The organism is Pseudoalteromonas sp. SD03 (genome assembly GCF_040937955.1).
Taxonomy (GTDB): Bacteria; Pseudomonadota; Gammaproteobacteria; order Enterobacterales; family Alteromonadaceae; genus Pseudoalteromonas; species Pseudoalteromonas tetraodonis.
In genome coordinates this window covers 1,066,576-1,089,465 of the sequence record NZ_CP162514.1, presented here as the reverse complement: position 1 = coordinate 1,089,465, position 22,890 = coordinate 1,066,576, and the positions used below count along the sequence as shown (strand labels likewise).

The window sequence follows — 22,890 nt, the reverse complement described above, 5'->3', positions numbered from 1 at the left end:
GCTTTTTTAGTTGAAATTGCTATCTTGAATCCGTTAATAGCCAGTAAATATGTGACATGTCTGTATTCATAAAATCTTTTTTTCATAAAAACTTCCCAGCTCGCCAGCTGCTTATTCGCCAAAATGGCGAAGTAAAGCATGTGGTTTTGGCACCATGGTTACAAGTTTCTGTACTCGCTATTATTATCACCGCTATTGTGTGGATGAGTGTCTCTAGTATTCGTGTGTATATGCAAACACACCAAATATCTCATATCGAACAAACTCAACTTGATAAGCAAGCGCAGTGGCAACAAAAAGTAAAGCAGCAGCAGCAACGCTATGCATTACAACAAGAACAGTTAGCTGAACTAGAACAAAAACAAGCTTTATTACAAGGTATGATTGAATCATTGCCTGCTTCTATTAGCAAAGACGCCATTAAATTAGAGGGTGAGCTTGACTCCTCCCCTATAAATGAGAGTGAGAGCGAATTCCATGAGCCGCTCGAAGATGACAAGTCACAAAACAAACATGCCCATAATAGCGCCACCAGTTTTGAGCAGCGCTATACTTTACTAAATGAACAATACGATACTAATTTTACCTTATTAGCTGCGCAAATTAATCAACGCCACGACGCTATTTTAGAGATATTGCAAGACACAGGTCTTGAAAATGCACTTGCACAGCACCTCGCCTTAGCGGCACAAACAACGGCGCAAGGTGGCCCGCTGGACATACTTGATGAAAGTAAAATACCCAATACATTTTTAGCCATTGCCGATAAGTTGCTTGTTTTAAATCAGCTAGAAAACTTTTTAACCGCCTTGCCGAACACATTACCCTTACCTGCCGCAAAATATTATATTTCGAGCAACTTTGGGCTTCGAAAAGATCCCATGAATAAAAGACGCGCATTTCATAAAGGCGTTGATTTAGCTGGCTGGCATAAAACAGAAATTTTTGCCCCTGCCGATGCAACGGTACGCCGAGCTGGCCGCAATGGTGGTTATGGTAACTTTATTGAATTAGAACATAAAAATGGCGTTGTAACGCGCTTTGGTCACTTAAACAAAGTTAATGTTAAAAAAGGCCAAGTTGTTGCAAAGCACGATGTCATTGGTTTAATGGGCAGTACCGGAAGAAGTACAAGTACTCATTTACACTATGAAGTATTAATAGACGACAAGCATGTCAATCCACTAAAAATAACAAAGGCGCTTTCTCGTGTTTGGTAAAAATAAACAAGCAAAAACGGACTCATCAATCAAGCGAGTGAGTCATACTCCCTCAATTATTTCTAACGATGTGCGTATTACGGGCTCTTTAGTTAGCCAAGGTGAAGTGCAACTCGATGGACGTATTGACGGTGATATTAAAGCTGAGCATTTAGTTATCGGCTCCTCCGGTGTTGTTGAAGGCGTTGTTGAGGCTAGCAGCGTTGTTGTTAAAGGTAAAATCATAGGCTCTTTAAATGCAAACGAAGTGAAGATCGAAAATAATGCCCATGTCCTTGGCGATATTTTTCATGACACACTAAGCATAGAAGCCGGTGCGATTATTGAAGGTAGTTTAAAGCAGCGCTTTGAAAAAGAAGTCATTGAGCATGCTAAAGATAAACCAAAACCGGTTAACGATGTAAAAGCCATTGTTGATAATGAAGACAGTGGCCTTTCGTTTGTAAACAAGTCGTCTACTGCAAAAAGTTAAACCTGAACAAAAAATGGTTTAGTCAATAAACTAAACCATTGTTTTTAATACTTTATATAAAAATATAATTTAGCAATTACTTCTTCTTTGTGATGTACATGGTTATATCTGCAGTAAACACCAACTCATTTCGGGTATTATAAAGCTTTACCGGCACCACTAAATCTTCTTTATCAATCCATTGATGAGGTAACTCAATTTCAGCAATCGCGGTAACGTCTGTGTCTACTTTAGCTAAATAGTGTACTGTCATACCTTTAGGTATCCAACGGTGTGTTTTATGCGGTACCGTCGCATCCACCATCACTCCCGCACACAGCTCAGCCAAATTACATTGAGCAATCGCATGAATTGTTCCAATATGATTATGTACACGGCGTGTGTTTTTAACCACTGCACTACAGTGCCCTGCTTTTAAATCTAAAATAGTGGGTTTCATAGAGCCAAAATAAGGCGCCTTGAAACACACGGCTTTACTGAAAAGCCAGTTACCGCATGGCCACTTTTTAAATTTATGCCATGTTTTTATTAATGCAGACTCATTACTCATTATTATTTTTCCATTGTCTTTGCTTAAAAAGCAAATTAACACATCGGATCAGTTTAAAGAAGTGTGATACTTAAACAAAAATAATCATAATAAGGTTAAAAGTAGGTAAGTTGGCTGATACATCGGCCATAAGCCCTTTCTTTTTCATCAGTCGCCACTTAAAATACCGACAAAAGGAGACCTGATGCATACACAGCCCGCTAAACCCAATTTTACTTTATTACTTATCTTAGCGTTACTCGTCATTTTTTGTCCGATGGGCATTGATATTTACCTACCTGCCTTTCCCACTATCGCAGAGCAATTCTCAGTGAGCGAAAAGCAAGTACAGCAAACGGTGGCTATTTTTATGCTTACTGTTGGTTTGGGGCAGTTAATTGCAGGTCCACTCGCTGATCGTTTTGGCAGAAAGCCCGTCGCCTTAACTGGGGTCGCTTTGTATGGACTGGCGGCATTGGGTGCATATTATGCTCCTAGCTTTTTAGTACTGATGTTTGCTCGTGCTATTCAAGGGTTAGGCGCGTGCGCTACCTTTGTTGTCGCTTTTGCAATAGTAAGAGATAAGTTTGGTAGTGAACGCAGTGGCCAAATAATTACCTATCTAAACGGTATAGTTTGCTTTATTCCAGCATTAGCGCCTATTTTAGGTGCTTGGCTAACCGTACAGTTTGGTTGGCAAATGAACTTTCTATTTTTAACCGGTTTTGCATTACTGGGGTTTATTGTCACCTTATTCTTGTTTAGGGAAACACGACCAGCAGACAGTCATTACCAGGGGCATATTTTAGATTTAAGACGCTTTTTCCCCATCATTTCAACCCCATTATTTTTATTTAATAGCTTGTTATGTATGGTCACTATGTCAGCAATATTGGTGTTTGTAACACTGGCTCCCGGTTGGCTCATTACTGAATTAGGTGGCAGCGTAGCCGACTTTACCTTTTGGTTCTCGCTCAATGCGGTGCTTAGTATTCTTGCTAGTTTTATTATGCCTATTTACATTAAACGCCAACCTAAAAGAGCCTTAAAAATAGGCCTTTTAGTGCTAGTGAGTGCCGGCTTACTTATGTTGTTATTAAGCCAATATAAAACGCCATTGGCATTAATGATCCCTATGTTCATTGCAGCATTTGGTTTTGCTTTAACACTTGGCTCTGCCGCTGGGCGTGCTTTGAGTTTATTTCCTAAACAAGCTGGCACCGCCTCTGCTCTTTTGGGAGCAATGCAAATGAGTGGAGCAAGCTTATTGGTTTTTATTACTCAATACTTAAACTTATCAACCCCAGAGCTTATTGGTACGCACTTTCTATTATTAATTCCTTTTTGTTATTTACTGTTTCGTTATGCTAAATATGCTTAGCGACTAACGCATTTTCAATACTTCTCTCATTTTGGCTAATTCAGGTGCTACTTGATTAGCCGCCCCTAATCCAAACAAAACATATATTTTTTGTTTAAAAATAATTAATTTTTAGTTAAATAATTTCGTTTTTGTAGATAAAACACCTTGTTTTTTGCTTTTTATTATTTTAATGCTGGTTTAAGTTAACAGAAAGTTAACCAATTAATTCTAGGATATTATAATATGAAAAAGAATAAACTCGCCTTAGCATTAGTTCTTACTGGTATTTTTGCAGCCGGAACTGCCCATGCTGCAAACGATCGCTTCATCATTCAAGTTGATAATAATAAAAAAGGTGTTGTTAAAGCGCTTACTAAAAAACTAGGTGGTGAGATTAAAGTAGATGGTAATGGATTTATTGCCGCAAAATTTACTGGTCAAGATTTAAGTAGCTTAAAAGGCCTACTCAACAACCCACATATTAAACTCATTGAAGAAGATCATAAGCGTGTACCTATGCCATTATTTAACGATGATGTAGGCGATGTAATGCAGCAGCAAATTACGCCTTATGCCGTTTATCAATCACAGGTTGATCAAGTAACTTTTGATGCCAATGCAGGCATGAAAGTCTGTGTTATCGATTCCGGCTTAGATAGCTCAAACCCTGACTTTATTTGGGGCAACATCACCGGTAATTGGTTTGATAATGACGGCCCACATGGGACGCATGTAGCCGGTACAATTGGTGCTGCAGATAATAACCTCGGTGTTGTGGGTATGGCACTGGGTGTGGCAATGCACATTATTAAAGTATTTAACGAATCAGGCTGGGGTTACTCATCTGATTTAGCTCAAGCGGCCGATTTATGTTCTCAAGCAGGTGCGAACATTATTAGTATGAGCTTAGGGGGCGGCGGCTCAAACAGTACAGAATCAAATGCGTTTGCTAACTTTACTAATGCAGGCGGCCTTGTTGTTGCTGCCGCGGGTAATGATGGTTGGTGCTAATGATGCCAATAATCAAATTGCTGATTTTTCACAATTCCCAAGTTGTTCATCAGGTCGTGGTAAACGTGCAACAAACGATGAAACCATTTGTGTAGAAGTAACAGCCGGTGGTGTTGATACGCTATCAACCTACCCTGCAGGTATGGCTACAGCAGCGAGTATGTCAGCCGATGGCACAGCATAAAATTCATCAGCAATGGTAAATGCAGGTCAAGTCACGGCGAGTGCCTACTTTATGGGGACCGGCGAAACAGTTGATCCAGCAGCGGCTGGTAAAGTATGTATGATTGACCGCGGCGTTGTTTCATTTTACGACAAAGTTGCTAACTGTGAAAACTCAGGCGGTTTAGGTGCGGTTATTATTAACAATGAAGCCGGCATGTTATACGCAACACTAGGTGATACCAACGATACTTCAATTCCTGCTGTAGGCGCTGCATTTGAAGATCGTAGCGCATTAGTTGCTAGTACAAACGTGACAATTAATATTGGCGCAACTGATTATGGTTTTATGAGTGGAACGTCAATGGCAACGTCTGCGGTTTCAGGTATTGCTGCGCTAGTATGGTCTAACCATAGCGACTGTACAGGCACAGAAATTCGCGATGCGTTAAAAGCAACTGCGCAAGATCAAGGGGCTGCTGGTCGTGAGGATTACTTTGGCTATGGTATTGTAAAAGCGGCAGACGCTGATGCTTACCTTACAGCAAACGGCTGTACGGGTGGCGATACTGGTGGTGTTGATCCAGAGCCAGGCGTAGATGATATCTCTCTTAGCGCTTCAGGTTACAAATCAAAAGGCACTAAATTTGTTGATTTAAGTTGGAATGGCGCAGCAACAAGCCAAGTTGATATCTACCGCAATGGTAGCAAAGTCATTACCACTGCAAATAATAATGCCTACACCGACAGTATAAATACTAAAGGGGGTGGTACGTATACATATCAAGTATGTGAAGCGCTGAGCACTACGGTGTGTTCAAATAATATCACCGTTAGTTTTTAATAAATTTAGCACTTCGTTATGTTTAAAAGTATAACGGCTAATTTTATAACAACTTAGTATCCTCAACTTAGCGGGCAATATGCCCGCTTTTTATTTTTGTATTTGCTTGATAAAATCACTTACCACTTCTTTTTCGTACTATTTAATGATCAACCCTGACTTTTTGCTCTCATTTTTACTCGCCAGCTTTTTAATGGCCGTTGCGCCTGGGCCATCAAACGCGTTTTTAATGGCACAAACATTTGCTAATGGGCGAAAAGCAGGTATGCAAAGTGCTTTTGGCTTTGCCTTAGGTGGCGTAGTACATACATTTTTTGCAGTTATTGGTTTAAGTGCTATTTTAAAAGCCTCTGAAACAGCCTATGCCAGCGTACAATATGCAGGTGCAGCCTATTTATGTTACTTAGGTTTTATGATGCTTAAAGGCACGTTTATGCCACCATCTTGTGAGCAAAGCGATAAACCGCATGTTACAACCAATAAAAACAAAAATGTCATGTTTCAAGCCATGATGACAGAAGTGCTTAATCCTAAGGTGGCTTTGTTTTTTATTGCTTTTATCCCACAATTTGTTGACCCTAGCTTGTCATCTGCAACCTTTCAGCTGGCATTTTTTGGGCTACTTTATCCAATCTTTGCTTTTCCGATTGACTGCACGTATATTTATTTCGGCGATAAAATAGCTCAATTTTTTAGAAATCACCCAAATAGCCAGCTCTGGATTGATAGGTTCACAGGCATTGTATTTATTGCCTTGGCTATCAATTTATTACTCTAACTAATAAGAATCAGCATGGATCAAAAAATACAATCTCTACCTGCGCAAAAAAATATAGCCTTGGTAGCACATGACGGCAAAAAAGCCGCGCTTAAGTTATGGTGCGAAAAACATAAGGCCACTCTAAGTAAACACACTTTATATGGCACAGGGACTACTGGGCATTTAATTGAGAAAACAACAGGGCTTGATGTTATTCAATTATTAAGTGGCCCTATGGGCGGCGATCAACAACTCGGGGCGAAAATAGCGGAGCATGAAATACATGTATTAGTCTTTTTTTGGGACCCTTTAGCCTCGCAACCTCATGATCCTGATGTTAAAGCTCTGCTACGTTTAGCTGCTGTGTGGAATATTCCTGTGGCGTGTAATGAAGTGAGTGCCGATATGCTACTTAGCTCACCATTAATGGATATAGAGCTTGAGCGAACACTGCCAGATTACGAAAAGTACCTCGCAACCCGACAAATATCTCTATAGTAGCTTACTTATAAAGCATGCTGGCCCATTTAGTAAGGCCAGCAGTTACACTACCAAAGTGATCACCGTTCACCATTTTTATGTTGCCTAAATGCTCACTCAACGCCGCTTTAATTAATGGAGACTGTGCACTTCCTCCCGTTAAGTAAATCACATCGGGATTGGTATTCGCATCAGTAATTGCCTGTTTAGCCAAGGTAACAATCTGACTAATGCTATCGTCAACAGCAAGCGCTAAATCAGCGACTGAAATATCTTTGCTTAATGAGTTATCTAAAAAGGCTAAATCACAATTAAAACTATTTGCGGATGTTAATGCAATTTTAGCCGCTTCAGCTTGTTGAACTAATTGATGACCTTGCTTATTTTGCTGTAAGTGAATAAGTCGTTTGTAAAGTTCAGGGGCGCTGACATCACGTAACTGCGCACTGAGTTCACGATAATGCTGGGCACTATAAAACTGACTTTGTAAATTCACATCGTTAATTTTACAAGCTTGCCAAAATGGTTGATTAGGTAGTGGTAAACCTGACTTAAACGAACTGCCAAGCCCGAGTAACGGCATTAAACCATGGTAGCTCAAAGCAATATCTAAATCGTTTCCGCCTACTCGCTTTCCGCTATGCGCTAAAAAGTCTGCATCTCGTTGTTGCTTATTCCTAAAACTTGGCCCCATTTGTACAAATGAGCAGTCACTGGTACCACCGCCAATATCAATCACCAATACTTTTTGGTCTTGCGTTAAATCACTTTCATAATCAATCCCAGCCGCGAGTGGCTCATATAAAAACTCAACATCTTTAAAGCCCGCTCGGTTTGCTGCGCGTGTTAAAATGCCCACGGCTTGTTGGTTTGACTGCTCACCACCGACCGCTTGAAAATTCACTGGGCGTCCAATAACAGTTTGGCTCAGCGTATACCCTAACGATAATTCAGCACGTTGTTTTATTTTTAAAATCATTGCTGTGGCAATATCTTCAAAAAAATTGATTTGCCCTTGCTTTAAGCCCGTTGCGCCAAAAAATGATTTAGGGGATTTTACAAAATAACCTTCTTCAGGAAATTGCACATATTCACTAATTGCCTCACGGCCAATAAATAGAGTGTCGTCGCCGGCTTGTAAGTCTAGGTCTGATTTAATTCGCGGGAGTGTATTAAGTAAGGGTTGGCGCGCGGTTTTATAGGCATGCTCATGCTCTGAGCCCTGCAAATGCTGCGCAACAAAATCAACGACTAAGGCGCTATGATGTGTGTATAAAGTTGATGGAAGATAATGTTTGCCTTGCTCTAAAGGGATGAGCTGAACACGCTCTTCGTTTAAAACACCCATAGCACAATTAGAACTACCATAATCAAAACCAACAAACATAGATCACCAAACATTACCAAAAAGGCCGCGCAATTTAGCATAATTGCTAAAAAATATATACTGAATTGGCCTACACTCTTTATTTTTCGGGTCTTTCTCGCAAAAAGCTAGCAAAACGCGGTAAACCATTTTTAGTGTATCCGTGGTATCGATAAGTGATTGTTGAACCAATGGCTGGCGGACGCTTGCGTTCTTCATCACTAAAGCCCGTGCCAATAGAAAAGGTTACGCCTTGCTTGGTTTGCACTCGCAATGCCCCGAGCATACCTGTGTATTTACCTTTACCTGGTAAATATTCAATAACTAGCGCTTCAGCATCCAAATAAGGTTTGAGTTTTAACAATGCACTAGAGCGACCACTCGTATGCTTAGCCTCTGCTAAATGAAGCATAACGCCCTCCCCGCCTTGTTTGGTGACCTCATTAAAGTAATCACTTAGTTGCTGATTGTCGCTAAATTGATATTGCTTAACCGCCTTAATATGTGAGCTATTTAACTTAGTAATGAGTGACAGGTAATTTTGATAGCGACGATGAAAAGGCGTGCTTGTATCTGGCATATCAAATACTTGATAAGTCACTGTTTGCCAGAGTAAGTCGTCGGGTATTTTTGTTCTAACAATACCACTGAGAACAGAAAATTGACCCCGCTTGGTCCATAATTCACCATCTAACCAAACATCAGGCAAAGGGGCGGTAAACCACTTTGGAGGATTAATTGGATTACCTTGGCGGGTAACAAATTGTTTCCCCGTCCATATTGCTCTAACGCCGTCAAACTTTTCACTCACCAAATATTGGCGAATATCGTTATGCTTAGTTTCATCATAAACATCAGCGAGTTGCACCTGCGGCAATTGCGCTAATAAACTCGCACTAAAAAGCGTTAAAAAAATAAATAGGTATCTTTGAATAGTAACCATAACTGCATCCTTGCAAATTTAAATATGGCTTAAACTATAGTTGAGATTGAAGCCATTGCCAAAATTCTTCAAGGTTATCCATTTGCTGTGTTGCTTTACTGAAGTCGTGCTGCTCGGTGTGCTTATTAGCAATCGCTACAACGGCTAAGGCTGCATTATTTGCTGCTGTTACGCCAGTGAAGGTATCTTCAACGGCAATCGCATTTTTTGCAGCGACCTGCATATTTTTAAGTGCTAATAAATAGGGATCACCGGCAGGCTTTGGATTGGTTACATCGTCTTTTGTAACCACCGTATCAAATAAATCATAAAACCCTAATCCTTTTAGTATTGGCTCAGCTTCATGGCGTGCGCTGCCTGTTACTAACGCCATTTTTAAGCCTTGCTCTTTAACTGCGAATAAAATATCTGCAGCATAAGGCATTAAAGGCGGTAAATTGGTTTTAACGTATTTGCTAAACAAACGGTATTTTTCATCCGCTAAATAGCGACTACTCACAGACAAGTTATGGGTTTGTTCTATTTCCTTTGCAGCGTCAATTGTGGGGCGCCCAGAAAAGCGCTGGCAAAAATCATCTTCGTCATAACGCACACCAAAAGACGCAAGTAATTGGCTCCAGCAGGTATAATGAACACTTTCAGAATCAACTAACGTGCCATCCATATCAAATAATACCGCTTCAATAGACATACTTTCTCCTTGTTGTTTAGCTGTTTAGCTGTTTAGCTAATCAGCCTATGCTCTGAATAATAAAAAAGGTGCCTAAGCACCTTTAATTAATTTATGTTACTCGGTCAAGCCTGCTGGTGGCTCAGCATAAGCGTCTTCACCTGTGTCTACATCAACTAACTCGTAACCACGGGCTTTGCGCATCACTTTAAGTACGGGTTTTTCAAATGCGGTTTTTAAGCGCTCAGCATCATCTTTTAGCTCATCTAAAGTGGTACCAAACGGCGCTGCCCCCGTTTCTGACCAGTTAGTTACTTTACCATTTAGGTTATATTCCACTTCATGTATTTGATATTGCGCCGCTTCATCTTTGGTTGCTTCACAAAAAATTACACGGTAATTCCAAAATCCAGCCATTACTTTTTCTCTTTAATAAACATATGAGCGCTACTTTAGCAGCTCTACAAAAATAAAAAAGCCTGCACTAGGCAGGCTTTTATCAATAATTACAATTTAACGTTAAATTTTTCGATTAGAAAAAGTTAACTTTAAATTCAGCACCAATGTAACGCTCTTCGTTAACCATTGCTGTGTTGTTGTTGAAATCAACACCACCAATTGCTTGTTGCTCGTCAAATAGGTTACGCACGAATGCTGATACTTCATATTCGTAGTCGCCTTGTGCCCATGCATAACCAGCACGTAGGCCTACTTCTGTTAATGGCTTACCTTCAAACTCAACTGATTCATATAAGAAAAAGTCAATTTCACTGCGGTACGACACATCTGCGTAAGTGAAGAATTCACCTTCAGCGAGTTCTTTAGTGTAACGAAGTGTGATGTTAGAGATCCACTCTGGAGCATGCGGTAAGCTGTTACCATCTAAAATAGCACGGTCTTCAGGACCAAATGCACCTGGTACTTGGAACGTAGGATCAGTAACAGTACATTGTGCACACACAGCAACGGCTAAATCTTTGTCTTTAAGCTCGGTTTTGTTGTAGCTTAAGTTAAACGTGGCATTTAGCTCATCCGTTAACACCCACTCAGAATCAATTTCGAAACCGTAGCCAGTTGTTTTATCAGCATTTAATAAGCGGTTAAAGTTAGCACCACCACCTACAGCCGTTAGCTGTTGGTCGTCCATGGTGTAATAAAATACCGTTGCGTTAACACGGCCTTGGCCATCTAACACATCAGATTTAATACCTGTTTCAAACGAAGTAACAGTCTCTGAATCAGCAACGGTTACTTCATCACCAAATAAGATACGACCTTGAAGACTCGGTGCACGGAAACTGTTAGCAATGCGGCCATACCAGTTTACGTCATCATTGACTTTGTAGTTAGCCGATAAATCCCAGCTTACGTGATCATCGCTTACATTTTTTTCAATGTAAGTAGCAGCACCACCTACAGGGCTAAGCGTACGATTTGCTGAGAACTCTTTCTCATCGTCAGAGTAACGCAGGCCTGCTGTTACTTTTAAATCATCAGTAATGGTGTAGTCAACTGAGCCAAACACAGCCCATGCTTTAGTGTCTTGCTGTTGGCTAACAAAACCATTTAATACGCCATTATTAGCCGTATCATAACTAAAGTTTTCAATCGTTAATGCTTCGTCGAAGTAAAAAACACCCACCTGGTAATTTACATCGCCAGCAAAGTTGCTTGATAAACGTAACTCTTGCGTGTATTGGTCTTGGTCTGGAATACCATCAGCACTTTCTGAAGAAAAAGGAATAAAACCAGGACCCATAGCTACTGGAACATCATTGATAGAGAATCCACCGTAACCACCATCAATGTCAGCACGAGAGTAAATTTCTGCACTTTCCCAACCAGAGATTGACGTTACTGTGTGGTTAGCTAAGTCCCACTCAAGTTTAAGGCTTGCACCTTGTGATTCCACTTGTTGCGTCGCACGCGATGCGGCATCGTGGTAAACCACATCATTTTCAAAATCATCAACTAAGTCGTTAGTGCCAGGCTTGATAGTATTGGCACGAAAGGCAATTGGAGAGCCATCTAAATCACGGACATGGTAGTTAAATAATCCAGTGAAATCGTCACCTTCATATAAAAATTGAATACGTGCAGCTTGTTCAGTGTAACCACCTAAGGCATCTTTTTGTTCAAAGCCCGGTGCACGATTATCAATATAATCGTCTTTGTCTTGCCAAAGTACTGAAACACGCGTTGATAAACGGTCTGTTAATGAACCACCAACAGCGCCTTCAAAATCAACTGCGCCACGGCTACCATATGATACAGAGCCATAACCTTCAAATTCTTGACTTGGTTTAACGGTATCAAATTTAACTAGTCCAGCAGGCGTATTACGGCCGAACAAGGTACCTTGTGGGCCACGAAGCACTTCAACACGGGCTACGTCAAATACAGGGAAACCTTTTAAAATAGCATTTTCTTGTACAATTTCATCAACCACAAGTGACACAGGCTGTGAAGCATTCAAATCGAAATCAGTGTTACCTAAACCACGTACATAAAAGCGTGGGAATGAACGGCCAAATGAAGATTCAATAGATAAACTTGGGATTTTCGCATTCATAAAACGAATATCCATACCAGCTGAGCTGTAAGCATCTAAACTGTCGCCTTGCAGGGCTGAAACAGCAACAGGCACTTCTTGAGCGTTTTCTACTCGTTTACGAGCAGTAACTTGAATAACTTCTAGTTGGTTCTTCTTAGCAGTAGTTTCTTGCTCAGCAGCTAGGGCTGAAATTGACGTACCTGCTACGGCAGAGAACAACGTTGCATTGATAAGGGTTGCTAACGTAGATCTTTTCATTGCTTTCATGTCGGGGTTAACCTTTTTAGTGCACTCTTGTTCAACGGTTGATGTGTTGCGCAATTACATAATTACGGATTCAGTCAATTTTTCGCGACTTGCTCTATGCGGCGCGGACCTTATTACCGAGAGTACAAAAACGGCATAAATAAGGCTGACTGAATGCGCGAGATTATACCATGCTGTAATTAATTTACCGCATGCTGAGTGTTAAAAATATAAACTTATTTTTAACACTTAAGCGCACTATCCCGACTTTTAGTGTACTTTTAGCAACTAAACAACCAAAAAGCGGACATATGTCCTTACAATGAATTGTTAAAAAATATAGCAAATAACGCGGCACTTTTTTAAATACTACTTTTTCACTAATGAACGCGTCAGTGCAATTTCACCATCAATATGAATATCTCGCTGCGGGAATGCAATCACCACATCGTGTTGTTCAAACACTTCATAAATACTAAAGCGAATATCACTGCGCACTTGTCTTAAGCGAGTTTCAGATTCAGCGCACACCCAAAAAATAGCATTAAAGACCAGCGAGCTGTCGGCAAAGTCATCAAACAACACCGTTGATTGGGGCGTTGTTAATATTGCTTCATGTTCATCTAATACTTGCTGAATTAACTTTTTAACCAGTAATACATCAGAGCCATAAGCTACGCCTACGCTTACCGACGAGCGCGCATTGCCATCAATGAGCGTCCAGTTTGTAACCGTATTTTCTAATAACTGGCTATTAGGGATCAACATATGCACCCCGTCGTTTCTGCGAATGCGGGTAGAGCGAGTGTTAATAGTTTCAACCACCCCTTTTGCAGTGCCAACTTCTAGAAAATCGCCAATACGGATTGGCCGCTCCCACATTAATATCCAACCGCTAATAAAGTTATTAATAATATTTTGTGCACCGAACCCCACACCAATGGCAATGGCACCCGATACAAAGGCAAATGCGGTTAGTGGAATGTTGAGCACCTCAAGGGAGGTAAAAAGTAAAATCGCAATGCTTAAAATAAAATAAAAACGCGTGAATAAATGCACTGCATCTGGGCTCATTTTTCGAGCAAGTAATGACTTCTTAATCAATTTACCAATACGTGTAACCACAAACCACATAGTAAATAAAATCAGTGGGACTTGAATGACTTTAGCAACCGTAATATGTACGTCGTTATAACTAAACAGCACAAAACCTAGTATGTCGTTAATTTGTTCTATATTCATGATTATTCCATATAAAAATAAGCTAGCAGTTAGTAAATCAGTAAATGCTAATAATTGAGTGAGTCTAGCATGTGGTTAAATTAAATAAGTAACAGTCTGTTTAAAATAATGACGGTAAAACAACCGTGATTGCCTCGTGTCGACATGCTTGCATTGACCTTGGGGTAATTTGGGCTGTTTACTGCTGCTTTTATCTACTAAAGCTGTTTTTGCAATCTAATTTGCGTTTAAATCCTGTTTTAAATCGATAAACTTTGTTGTATATAAGTCAAAATTTGGTAAGTTAACTGTGTTTTCGACTCACTAAGCCTATTTCGGCTATTTTTTCTATGGAGTTATTATGCGTAAAACACTGATTGCCACTACGATTGCTAGTGCACTTTTATTATCTGCCTGCTCTTCTGAGAGCACTAAAGAAACAACACAAGAAACCGCAGCGCAAGTTCAAGACATTAACGCAAGCAATGTATTGTTCAAACCAAGTCCACTTCAATACATGGCACCTGAGTTTGATAAGTTTGGTACGACTGAATACGAAGCCGCATTTGATGCAGGTATTGCACAGCACAATGCAGAAATACTGGCAATTGCCAACAACCCAGCGCCAGCCACTTTTGAAAACACCTTAGTTGAAATGGAGCTGGCAGGCGAGCTACTAAACCGCGCATCAGCTGCGTTTTATAACCTATCAGGCCTTATTTCAAACGATGAATACCAACGTATTGATAAAAAAATGGCGCCAGTTTTCTCGGCTCACTCTGATGACATTTATTTAAATGGTGCATTGTTTAAACGTGTACAAACGGTATACGACAATAAAGATAAGTTAAGCGCTGAAGATCAACGCCTAGTCGATTTTTACTACAAACAGTTTGTAAAAGCCGGTGCAAAATTAAACGATGCTGAAAAAGCAAAAATGCGTGAAATCAACGCAGAGCTTGCAAAACTATCAACTGAGTTTTCTCAAAACGTATTAAAATCGTTTAAAGAAGATGTCATTTTAGTAACAGATAAAAGCAAATTAGCGGGTTTATCTGAAGGTGAAATTGCCGGTCTTGCAGCCGCTGCTGAAAAAGCAGGCAAAGATGGCTACATGATCACCTTAGTGAACACCACGCAACAGCCTATTTTAGCAAGCCTTGAAAATCGCGAACTACGTGAGCAAATTTTTAAAGCATCAACCAATCGTGCTGCTAAAACAAATGGCCCTATCATTATTAAAGAAACTAACCTGCGCGCACAAAAAGCAGAACTGTTAGGCTTTAAAGATTGGGCTTCTTATGTAATGACTTCACGCATGGCGCAAACTACTGATAACGTGTACGGCATTTTAGATGACTTAGCGCCAAAAGCCGTTGAAAAAGCGAAAGCAGAAGCACAAGCAATTCAAAAAGTAATTAATGATTCGGGTGAAAACTTTGAACTTAAACCATGGGATTGGTCTTTCTACGCAGAAAAAGTACGCGCTGAAAAATACGACCTAGATCCAGCCTTAGTTAAGCCTTATTTTGAAATGCAGTCGGTTATCCATAACGGCCTGTTCTTCGCTATGGAAAAACTTTACGGTATTACCTTTAAAGAGCGTAAAGACCTGCCGGTTTACCACGACGATGTAATGGCATTTGAAGTATTTAACGCCGATGGCAGCGCCATTGGTTTATTTTACATGGACCCATATGCACGTGAAGGTAAGCGTGGCGGTGCATGGATGAGTGCATACGTAAGCCAAAGCGGCTTAAAAGGCACTAAACCTGTTATTTACAACGCACAAAACATTCCAAAGCCGGCTGAAGGCGAGCCAACGCTCATGACGTTTGACGAAGTATCAACTATGTTCCACGAGTTTGGTCATGCGGCACACGGTTTATTCTCTGACGTTAAATACCCAAGCCTAGCAGGTACTGCAACAGCACGTGACTTTGTTGAATTTCCATCACAAGCACACGAAGATTGGATGATTGAACCAACGGTACTTGCTAACTACGCTAAACATTACAAAACTGGAGAGCCAATTCCTCAAGCACTACTTGATAAAGTACTTGAGTCGCAAAAGTTCAACCAAGGTTTTGGTACCACTGAATATTTAGCAGCAGCACTACTGGATATGGAATGGCATTCATTTGGTTCTGATAAGAAAATAACTGACGTACAGCAGTTTGAAAGTGACGCATTAAAGGCACATGGTATTGATTACTACCCTGTTCCGCCGCGTTATAAATCAAACTACTTTAGCCATACTTTTGCAGGTGGTTACTCAGCAGGTTACTACGCTTACCTGTGGACTGAAGTATTTGCAGCCGATGCGTTTGCTCACATGGAAAACAACGGTGGCTTAACGCGCGAAAATGGCGATAAGTTCCGTAAAGAGATCCTATCAAAAGGTAATAGCCGTGACTTAATGCAAAGCTACATTGAGTTTAGAGGCCAAAAACCAACGACTGATGCATTGCTTAAGCGCCGTGGTTTAGTTGATTAATTAATATTTTTAATCAACTGATATAAAAGCCCGCTTGCGGGCTTTTATTGTTTATAGAACAATATATAACAGATAAACTGACACCCTTACTTAAGACAAGATGAGTGTTATGGGCTATTTATTTGCAGTTACCCTTCTTTGGGCGTTTTCGTTTAGTTTAATTGGTGTGTATTTAGCAGGCCAAGTTGATGCGTGGTTTAGTGTGCTAATTCGTGTGGCTTTAGCAGCGTTAGTATTTTTGCCTTTTTTAAAGAAAATCCCCACCCCGCTTGCATGTAAACTCATGCTGATAGGCGCACTGCAACTGGGGGTTATGTATGGCTTTTATTACCACTCATTTTTGTTTTTAAGTGTGCCTGAAGTGCTATTATTTACTGTAATGACCCCGCTTTACATTACGCTTTTAAACGATGCGCTAAATAAACAGTTTAATCCGCAGTTTTTTATCGTCGCGTTTATTGCCGTGTTAGGGGCTATTACCATTCGTTATGAAAACTTAGACAGTAACTTTTTAGTCGGATTATTACTGGTTCAAGGCGCTAATATTAGTTTTGCCATCGGCCAAGTAACCTACAAACGATTAATGCTTAATAAACAACTCGATGATAAAACCGTATTTGGTTGGTTTTTTATTGGCGCACTAATTGTTGCAAGCGCCTGTTACGCCTTATTTGGTGATCTTAACAAATTACCAAGTACCTCAACTCAATGGAGTATACTGATTTATTTAGGTATTGTGGCCTCTGGTTTAGGCTACTTTATGTGGAATAAAGGCACGACGCTTGTCAATGTTGGTGCGCTGGCGGTGATGAACAACTTACTTATTCCTGCCGGTATAATTGTTAATGTGCTTATTTGGAATCGAGACGCTGACCTACTTAGATTAAGCATTGGCGGGGGAGTGATGCTGGTTGCCTTAGTGGTAAACCAAATAATGACTAAATCAGCAAATTAATCACTCTGTAGTGAAATTGTCATTAATAATTAGTAAGGTAGCGTCCACTTTTATTTTTAAGGACAAATAATGAAGCGCATACCTTTTCTAACAACTTTTTTATTATTAAGCTCACTTACTGGCTGTGATGACGATGTAAAAATAGTCGAAAAAGAAGTGGTTGTTACCAACACTGACGTTGAAATTGTTGAAGTACCTACCCCGGTTATTGTTGAAGTAGCACAAGGCACTAATATTCAACTAGGTACTCGCCCAGACTACCTAGTTGACGATATGGCTAGCAGCGCACTAAAAACAAAATTAGAATCGTGCAAGGATGGTCCTTTTTATCGTACTGATTTTTCAATTGGTCACCGCGGTGCTCCAATGCAATACCCAGAACACACTAAAGAATCTTATATTGCAGCCGCTCGCATGGGAGCAGGTGTTGTCGAATGCGATGTAACCTTTACCAATGATAAAGAGCTAGTATGTCGTCATTCTCAGTGCGACTTGCACACCACCACCAATATTTTAGCCATTCCAACATTGGCTGCTAAATGTAGTGAGCCATTTACCCCAGCAAACTCTAACAGTGGCACGCCTGCTTCAGCTAAATGTTGTACCAGTGATATTAGTTTGGCAGAATTTTTAACTCTTGAGGGCAAGATGGATGGCGCAAACACCAGTGCCACCAATGTTAGCGATTACATGAAAGGTACACCCAGTTGGCGCACTGACTTATACGCCACCTCTGGTACACTCATGACCCACAAACAAAGTATTGCACTCTTTAAAGAGCTGGGAGTAAAAATGACCCCAGAGCTTAAATCCCCTCAAGTAAGTATGCCTTTTAACGGTATGACCCAAACGCAATACGCACAAAAAATGCTGGATGAATACACGCAAATGGATGTACCCGCCTCGCGAGTGTATCCGCAATCATTTAATTTAGCCGACGTAGAATATTGGATTAATACTAATCCTGAATTTGCAGCGCAGAGTGTCTATTTAGATGGGCGCGACAGCAATGCAGGGTTTGATCCAAACAACGCTGCAACATGGCAGCCATCTATGGCAGAGCTCGTAAACGACGGCGTTAAAATTATTGCGCCACCCATATGGATGCTATTAAGCATAGATAACAACAGTAATATTGTCCCCTCACAGTATGCCATTGACGCTAAAGCCGCGGGGCTTAATATCATTGCATGGAGTCTTGAGCGCTCAGGCCCTCTAAATCAAGGTGGCGGTTATTATTATCAGTCAATTAGTGATGTTATAGATAACGATGGCGATATGTTCACTGTGGTTGATGTGTTAGCGCAAGACGTAGGTGTAATGGGTATCTTTTCCGATTGGCCAGCAACCGTAAGTTACTATGCTAGTTGTAATAACATGCCTGCAAGTATTTAAACTTTAAGGCGTGTTTATTTTATCGTGCTCAGTTACCATATATTTTATATATTATTTAACTGAGCACTTTTATGATCATCCAACACCACCATGCTGACTTGCCTACCCCAACGGGGTTAATGCGCACTACGGTTTATCGCCCACACGCTCACGGGCAATTCCCAGCCATTATTTTTTACTCTGAGATTTTTCAGCAAACCGCGCCTATTGCTCGCAGCGCCGCTATTTTAGCAAGTCATGGTTTTGTGGTACTTGTGCCAGAAGTATTTCATGAGCTTAACCCTATCGGGACAGTGCTTGCTTATGATGATGCGGGTAAAGATAAAGGCAATAACGATAAATGGGCAAAACCGCTTGAATCTCACGACAGCGATACCCAAGCGTTAATCGACTTTGTGCAAACACACGATTACTGTACTGGCTCTGTGGGTGCAATGGGTGTTTGTATTGGTGGGCATTTAGCGTATAGGGCCGCATTAAACCCCGCAATAAAAGCTGCTTTTTGCTTATATGCCACTGATATTCATAGCGATACACTTCCCGCACAAAAAGGGAATAATTCATTTGAACGTATGGCCGATATACAAGGTGAAATCCACTTTATTTGGGGAAAACAAGACCCTCATGTGCCACAACAAGGTCGCGACAAAATTTATCAACAAGCGGTTAGTACGGGTATTAATTACCAATGGCAAGAAGTGAACGCGCAACATGCCTTTATGCGTGATGAAGGCGAGCGGTACGATGCAGCACTTGCTATCACCATGTATCAGCAAGCCGTTGCTTTGTTTAACCGAGTGCTTTAAGCGCTATTATTTAAGCATACCTAATGCGGTATGTTGCTTTACAAAATACGCTTTTAAATAATCAATAAACAAACGCAGTTTTTTAGAGCCCGCCGCCCCAGGCGGGAACACCCCATAAAGCTCAATGTCTTTGCTTTTATAATCATCGAGTATAATTTGCAGCAAACCCGCTTGTACTTTTGGCCATGCATCATAAAGTGGAATACGACCAATACCATGCCCCGCCTCTACAAACGCAGTGCGTGCAGCAGCGTTATTGGTGCTTAAACTACCTTGCATTGTAATATCGACCTTTTTTCCTTCTTTTTGTAAGGTCAGCGTTTTACTGCCTAATTGATAAACCACCCATTGATGCTTTGCCAACTCATCGGGTGTAGTGGGTTTACCAAAATGCGCAAAATAATCGGGCGCACCACAAATACAGGTACTCATAGTGGTGAGCTTAGTGGCTTGTAAGTTCGAATCGCGCAGTGCAACCCCTCTAATTGCAAAATCAAACCCGTGCTTAATAATATCCACCACATCATCAGTTAGCTGTAAATCTATATCAATTTTAGGGTACTGACGTTTAAAGGTATTTATTGCCGGTACAATTAACTGCATCCCTACATTTACTGGGCAACTTATTTTTAATAGCCCTTGAGGTTCACTTTTTATATTTTCTATTTGCTGATTAGCGGCATTAGCTTGCTCTGTAATAACACGGCAACGCTCATAATAGGCCATTCCGGCTTCGGTTAACGCCATAGTGCGGGTAGAACGGTTAAGTAGCGTCACTTCGAGCTGTGTTTCTAATTTTTTTAAGTGATAACTCGCTACGGCACGGGTCAGCCCTAATTGTTTTGCCGCTGCAGTTAAGCTGCCCTGCTCTACAATTTGTGCAAATACCACCATGCTTTTTAACTGTTCAAACGAGACTTTCATAGGTGCTCCAATGCGGTTTTAACTTCAACCCTCTTATTGTATCAATTATTGAATCAATTAAGTTAAATTTATCATCGTTGTTTAAAGCTCTCTTAGTGCATATAGTATTTACCAAGCAAGATTAATTAATTTAAATCATCATAAGGAATACCTTACATGGCTAAAAAAATACTAATGGTTCTTACATCACATGCAGAGCTTGGTAACACAGGCGAAAAAACTGGTTTTTGGGTAGAAGAATTTGCAGCCCCTTATTACGCATTTGTTGATGCAGGTATTGAAGTAACATTGGCTTCTCCAAACGGCGGTCAGCCACCGATTGACCCAACTAGTACACTTGATGATTTTCAAACTGAGGCAACCAAACGTTACGATGCAGACAGTGGTGCACAAACACTGATGGCAAATACCAAGGTTTTAAGCGAAGTAAACTCTTCTGATTACGACGCCGTATTTTACCCTGGTGGTCACGGCCCTTTATGGGATTTAGTCGATAACACCGATTCTGTATCGCTCATTGAAAGCTTTATTAAAGAGCAAAAACCAGTCGCTGGCGTGTGTCATGCAAGTGCGGTATTTTTAAATGTTAAAGACGCTGATGGCAATGCATTAGTCGCCGGTAAAAAAGTAACGGGCTTTACTAACAGCGAAGAAGCTGCTGTACAACTTACTGACATAGTTCCATTTTTAGTTGAAGACGAACTTATCAAAAAAGGTGGCGATTACCAAAAAACCGATGACTGGGGCGTACTTGCTCTAGAAGATGGTTTATTGATCACCGGTCAAAACCCAGCAAGCTCAGAACTTGCAGCTAAAAAGCTATTAACTAAACTAGGTTAATAGCAGCCAACAACTCAAATCAGCACAGCATTTTATGCTGTGCTTTTTTAATTGCTTTTCATTACCTTATACAATTCCTATACTGGCAACACTTTCGGTAAATTAGGATCACACTATGGCCACTAAACCAAACACGCTTTCACTTATTACCAGTACCCGTTTTGCTATTTTTAGCATTATTATTATTTGTTTTGTATTGCAGCTTATTAATAGCCTACCTGGCATTAATTTAAACGGTTTAGGTATTTATCCCAGAAGTATTCAAGGGTTGGTTGGTATTCTTTGTGCTCCCTTTTTACACGGTAGCTGGTGGCATTTTGCCAGTAATATGTTGCCATTTGCTGTATTAAGCTGGTTAGTTTGCCAGTACAGCGTACAGCGCTTTTATAGTGTATTTATATTCACCGCTTTAGTAGGTGGCTTATTAGTTTGGATGTTTGCCCGCAGTAATATTCATGTGGGTCTAAGCGGTGTCATCTATGGTTTGTGGGGCTTTATTTTATGCTATGGCATTGTAAGACGTTCATTTAAATCGATTTTTATCGCTGTTATCGTAGCATTTTTATACAGTGGCTTTATCTGGGGCGTATTACCGCAGCGTTTTCATATCTCGTTTGAGAGCCATTTTTTTGGTGCATTAAGTGGATTGTTTTTAGGTTATAAACTAGCAAAAGCAGATAAATTAAAAAATCAGCAAGCAACAACTAAAACACGCGTTTAATAAAGATAGAGGTTATTTATGAGTGAAAACAACAAATACATCCCGCCTAAAGTATGGACATGGGACAATGAAAGTGGTGGTAAATTTGCTAGTATAAATCGCCCCATTGCAGGCGCTACTCATGACAAAACATTACCGATTGGCGAACATCTATTTCAGCTTTATTCGCTGGCAACACCCAATGGCCAAAAAGTTAGTATTATGTTTGAAGAGCTTTTAGAGCTTGGCTTAACCGATGCCGAATACGATGCGTATTTAATTAATATTGGTGAAGGCGATCAGTTTGGCTCTGACTTTGTTGATATCAACCCGAACTCAAAAATACCCGCGCTGATGGATCATTCAACCATACCGCCAACACGCATATTTGAGTCAGGTGCTATTTTACAATACTTAGGCGAAAAATTTGATGCCTTTATTCCTAACGATCTCAAAGCCAAAACAGAGTGTCGTAACTGGCTATTTTGGCAAATGGGCTCAGCACCTTACTTAGGCGGTGGGTTTGGCCACTTTTACAGTTATGCACCGAGTAAAATGCAATACCCGATTGACCGCTTTACCATGGAAACTAAGCGCCAGCTTGATGTACTAAACCGCCATTTAAGTGACAATGAATACATGGCAGGCAGTGAATATTCAATTGCCGACATTGCTATTTGGCCGTGGTATGGCTCACTGGTTTTAGGTGACCTATACGACGCGGCAGAGTTTTTAGATGTTGCATCTTATACCCATGTGGTTCGTTGGGCTAAACAAGTGGCTGCACGCCCAGGCGTAAAACGAGGTCGTCGCGTTAATCGTACGTGGGGCCCGGAAGAAGAGCAAATGGCAGAGCGCCACACGGCCCAAGACTTTAAATAAAAGTCAAAACAGTTCAATAAGCCAGCTGCTTAGCTGGCTTTTTTATGTCC

Annotated in this window: 20 protein-coding genes and 1 pseudogene; 13 read left to right on the top strand and 8 right to left on the bottom strand. The window is 40.6% G+C overall.

Features of this window, described 5'->3' with window-relative positions:
- Nucleotides 1-56: 56 nt before the first annotated feature.
- Nucleotides 57-1,220, top strand: a complete 1,164-nt coding sequence (locus ABZP26_RS05065; RefSeq protein ID WP_016899427.1) for a M23 family metallopeptidase — start codon at nt 57-59, stop codon at nt 1,218-1,220.
- A complete protein-coding gene (locus ABZP26_RS05060) occupies nt 1,210-1,692 on the top strand; it encodes a polymer-forming cytoskeletal protein (protein WP_036956838.1) in 483 nt (160 codons plus the stop codon). The genes ABZP26_RS05065 and ABZP26_RS05060 overlap by 11 nt, the downstream gene beginning before the upstream one ends.
- A gap of 76 nt (nt 1,693-1,768) precedes the next feature.
- On the opposite strand, the gene ABZP26_RS05055 is transcribed toward ABZP26_RS05060, so the two are convergent.
- Nucleotides 1,769-2,242, bottom strand: coding sequence for a hotdog fold domain-containing protein (locus tag ABZP26_RS05055; RefSeq protein WP_036956837.1), 474 nt, complete (start codon nt 2,240-2,242; stop codon nt 1,769-1,771).
- Between the two features lie 184 nt (nt 2,243-2,426).
- Between ABZP26_RS05055 and ABZP26_RS05050 the strand changes: the two genes are divergently transcribed.
- The 4 genes and pseudogenes from ABZP26_RS05050 (at nt 2,427) to ABZP26_RS05035 (ending at nt 6,859) form a co-directional block, all read left to right on the top strand.
- The gene (locus ABZP26_RS05050) at nt 2,427-3,602 is read left to right on the top strand and encodes a multidrug effflux MFS transporter (protein ID WP_013464448.1); all 1,176 of its coding nucleotides are present in this window, start codon (nt 2,427-2,429) and stop codon (nt 3,600-3,602) included.
- A 225-nt stretch (nt 3,603-3,827) separates the two neighbouring features.
- Nucleotides 3,828-5,601, top strand: a pseudogene (locus ABZP26_RS05045) (S8 family serine peptidase).
- Between the two features lie 145 nt (nt 5,602-5,746).
- Entirely contained in the window at nt 5,747-6,379 is a 633-nt protein-coding gene (locus ABZP26_RS05040) for a LysE family translocator (RefSeq protein WP_033103913.1), read from the top strand.
- Between the two features lie 15 nt (nt 6,380-6,394).
- Complete coding sequence (locus ABZP26_RS05035; protein WP_013464445.1) at nt 6,395-6,859, top strand: methylglyoxal synthase; 465 nt, start codon at nt 6,395-6,397, stop codon at nt 6,857-6,859.
- 4 nt (nt 6,860-6,863) lie between these two features.
- On the opposite strand, the gene yegD is transcribed toward ABZP26_RS05035, so the two are convergent.
- From yegD to ABZP26_RS05005, 6 genes are all read right to left on the bottom strand, one after another.
- Complete coding sequence (gene yegD / locus ABZP26_RS05030; protein ID WP_036956836.1) at nt 6,864-8,228, bottom strand: molecular chaperone; 1,365 nt, start codon at nt 8,226-8,228, stop codon at nt 6,864-6,866.
- A gap of 79 nt (nt 8,229-8,307) precedes the next feature.
- Nucleotides 8,308-9,150 (bottom strand): DNA ligase, encoded by an 843-nt coding sequence (locus ABZP26_RS05025; RefSeq protein ID WP_036956835.1) that lies wholly within the window; start codon nt 9,148-9,150, stop codon nt 8,308-8,310.
- 34 nt (nt 9,151-9,184) lie between these two features.
- Nucleotides 9,185-9,841, bottom strand: a complete 657-nt coding sequence (locus ABZP26_RS05020) for an HAD family phosphatase (RefSeq protein ID WP_036956834.1) — start codon at nt 9,839-9,841, stop codon at nt 9,185-9,187.
- A gap of 96 nt (nt 9,842-9,937) precedes the next feature.
- Nucleotides 9,938-10,237, bottom strand: a complete 300-nt coding sequence (locus ABZP26_RS05015; RefSeq protein ID WP_024602851.1) for a hypothetical protein — start codon at nt 10,235-10,237, stop codon at nt 9,938-9,940.
- 115 nt (nt 10,238-10,352) lie between these two features.
- The gene (locus ABZP26_RS05010) at nt 10,353-12,641 is read right to left on the bottom strand and encodes a TonB-dependent receptor (RefSeq protein WP_028835403.1); all 2,289 of its coding nucleotides are present in this window, start codon (nt 12,639-12,641) and stop codon (nt 10,353-10,355) included.
- Nucleotides 12,642-12,989: 348 nt separating this feature from the next.
- The gene (locus tag ABZP26_RS05005; RefSeq protein ID WP_013464439.1) at nt 12,990-13,862 is read right to left on the bottom strand and encodes a mechanosensitive ion channel family protein; all 873 of its coding nucleotides are present in this window, start codon (nt 13,860-13,862) and stop codon (nt 12,990-12,992) included.
- 340 nt (nt 13,863-14,202) lie between these two features.
- On the opposite strand from ABZP26_RS05005, the gene ABZP26_RS05000 reads away from it, so the two are divergent.
- From ABZP26_RS05000 to ABZP26_RS04985, 4 genes are all read left to right on the top strand, one after another.
- Entirely contained in the window at nt 14,203-16,338 is a 2,136-nt protein-coding gene (locus ABZP26_RS05000) for a M3 family metallopeptidase (RefSeq protein WP_036956833.1), read from the top strand.
- Between the two features lie 100 nt (nt 16,339-16,438).
- Nucleotides 16,439-17,293 (top strand): DMT family transporter, encoded by an 855-nt coding sequence (locus tag ABZP26_RS04995; protein ID WP_290191267.1) that lies wholly within the window; start codon nt 16,439-16,441, stop codon nt 17,291-17,293.
- A gap of 69 nt (nt 17,294-17,362) precedes the next feature.
- Nucleotides 17,363-18,688 carry a glycerophosphodiester phosphodiesterase family protein gene (locus tag ABZP26_RS04990; protein ID WP_290191266.1) on the top strand — a complete coding sequence of 442 codons (1,326 nt, stop codon included), beginning with the start codon at nt 17,363-17,365 and terminating at the stop codon, nt 18,686-18,688.
- A 71-nt stretch (nt 18,689-18,759) separates the two neighbouring features.
- The gene (locus tag ABZP26_RS04985; protein WP_028835409.1) at nt 18,760-19,494 is read left to right on the top strand and encodes a dienelactone hydrolase family protein; all 735 of its coding nucleotides are present in this window, start codon (nt 18,760-18,762) and stop codon (nt 19,492-19,494) included.
- Between the two features lie 6 nt (nt 19,495-19,500).
- On the opposite strand, the gene ABZP26_RS04980 is transcribed toward ABZP26_RS04985, so the two are convergent.
- Nucleotides 19,501-20,418, bottom strand: coding sequence for a LysR family transcriptional regulator (locus ABZP26_RS04980; RefSeq protein WP_033103835.1), 918 nt, complete (start codon nt 20,416-20,418; stop codon nt 19,501-19,503).
- Nucleotides 20,419-20,574: 156 nt separating this feature from the next.
- Between ABZP26_RS04980 and ABZP26_RS04975 the strand changes: the two genes are divergently transcribed.
- From ABZP26_RS04975 to yghU, 3 genes are all read left to right on the top strand, one after another.
- On the top strand, nt 20,575-21,258 hold the full coding sequence (locus ABZP26_RS04975; protein ID WP_036956829.1) for a type 1 glutamine amidotransferase domain-containing protein: 684 nt from the start codon (nt 20,575-20,577) through the stop codon (nt 21,256-21,258).
- A gap of 115 nt (nt 21,259-21,373) precedes the next feature.
- On the top strand, nt 21,374-21,979 hold the full coding sequence (locus ABZP26_RS04970; RefSeq protein WP_036956828.1) for a rhomboid family intramembrane serine protease: 606 nt from the start codon (nt 21,374-21,376) through the stop codon (nt 21,977-21,979).
- Nucleotides 21,980-21,997: 18 nt separating this feature from the next.
- Nucleotides 21,998-22,840: a glutathione-dependent disulfide-bond oxidoreductase gene (gene yghU, locus ABZP26_RS04965; protein WP_036956827.1), complete on the top strand. Its 843-nt coding sequence runs from the start codon at nt 21,998-22,000 to the stop codon at nt 22,838-22,840.
- Nucleotides 22,841-22,890 lie beyond the last annotated feature (50 nt).

Bases quoted from the DNA above. Each gene is read 5' to 3' on its own strand.
- ABZP26_RS05065 (WP_016899427.1), top strand. From the start codon at position 57: ATGTCTGTATTCATAAAATCTTTTTTTCATAAAAACTTCCCAGCTCGC.
- ABZP26_RS05055 (WP_036956837.1), bottom strand. From the start codon at position 2,242: ATGAGTAATGAGTCTGCATTAATAAAAACATGGCATAAATTTAAAAAG.
- ABZP26_RS05050 (WP_013464448.1), top strand. From the start codon at position 2,427: ATGCATACACAGCCCGCTAAACCCAATTTTACTTTATTACTTATCTTA.
- ABZP26_RS05040 (WP_033103913.1), top strand. From the start codon at position 5,747: ATGATCAACCCTGACTTTTTGCTCTCATTTTTACTCGCCAGCTTTTTA.
- ABZP26_RS05035 (WP_013464445.1), top strand. From the start codon at position 6,395: ATGGATCAAAAAATACAATCTCTACCTGCGCAAAAAAATATAGCCTTG.
- yegD (WP_036956836.1), bottom strand. From the start codon at position 8,228: ATGTTTGTTGGTTTTGATTATGGTAGTTCTAATTGTGCTATGGGTGTT.
- ABZP26_RS05025 (WP_036956835.1), bottom strand. From the start codon at position 9,150: ATGGTTACTATTCAAAGATACCTATTTATTTTTTTAACGCTTTTTAGT.
- ABZP26_RS05020 (WP_036956834.1), bottom strand. From the start codon at position 9,841: ATGTCTATTGAAGCGGTATTATTTGATATGGATGGCACGTTAGTTGAT.
- ABZP26_RS05015 (WP_024602851.1), bottom strand. From the start codon at position 10,237: ATGGCTGGATTTTGGAATTACCGTGTAATTTTTTGTGAAGCAACCAAA.
- ABZP26_RS05010 (WP_028835403.1), bottom strand. From the start codon at position 12,641: ATGAAAGCAATGAAAAGATCTACGTTAGCAACCCTTATCAATGCAACG.
- ABZP26_RS05005 (WP_013464439.1), bottom strand. From the start codon at position 13,862: ATGAATATAGAACAAATTAACGACATACTAGGTTTTGTGCTGTTTAGT.
- ABZP26_RS05000 (WP_036956833.1), top strand. From the start codon at position 14,203: ATGCGTAAAACACTGATTGCCACTACGATTGCTAGTGCACTTTTATTA.
- ABZP26_RS04995 (WP_290191267.1), top strand. From the start codon at position 16,439: ATGAGTGTTATGGGCTATTTATTTGCAGTTACCCTTCTTTGGGCGTTT.
- ABZP26_RS04990 (WP_290191266.1), top strand. From the start codon at position 17,363: ATGAAGCGCATACCTTTTCTAACAACTTTTTTATTATTAAGCTCACTT.
- ABZP26_RS04985 (WP_028835409.1), top strand. From the start codon at position 18,760: ATGATCATCCAACACCACCATGCTGACTTGCCTACCCCAACGGGGTTA.
- ABZP26_RS04980 (WP_033103835.1), bottom strand. From the start codon at position 20,418: ATGAAAGTCTCGTTTGAACAGTTAAAAAGCATGGTGGTATTTGCACAA.
- ABZP26_RS04975 (WP_036956829.1), top strand. From the start codon at position 20,575: ATGGCTAAAAAAATACTAATGGTTCTTACATCACATGCAGAGCTTGGT.
- ABZP26_RS04970 (WP_036956828.1), top strand. From the start codon at position 21,374: ATGGCCACTAAACCAAACACGCTTTCACTTATTACCAGTACCCGTTTT.
- yghU (WP_036956827.1), top strand. From the start codon at position 21,998: ATGAGTGAAAACAACAAATACATCCCGCCTAAAGTATGGACATGGGAC.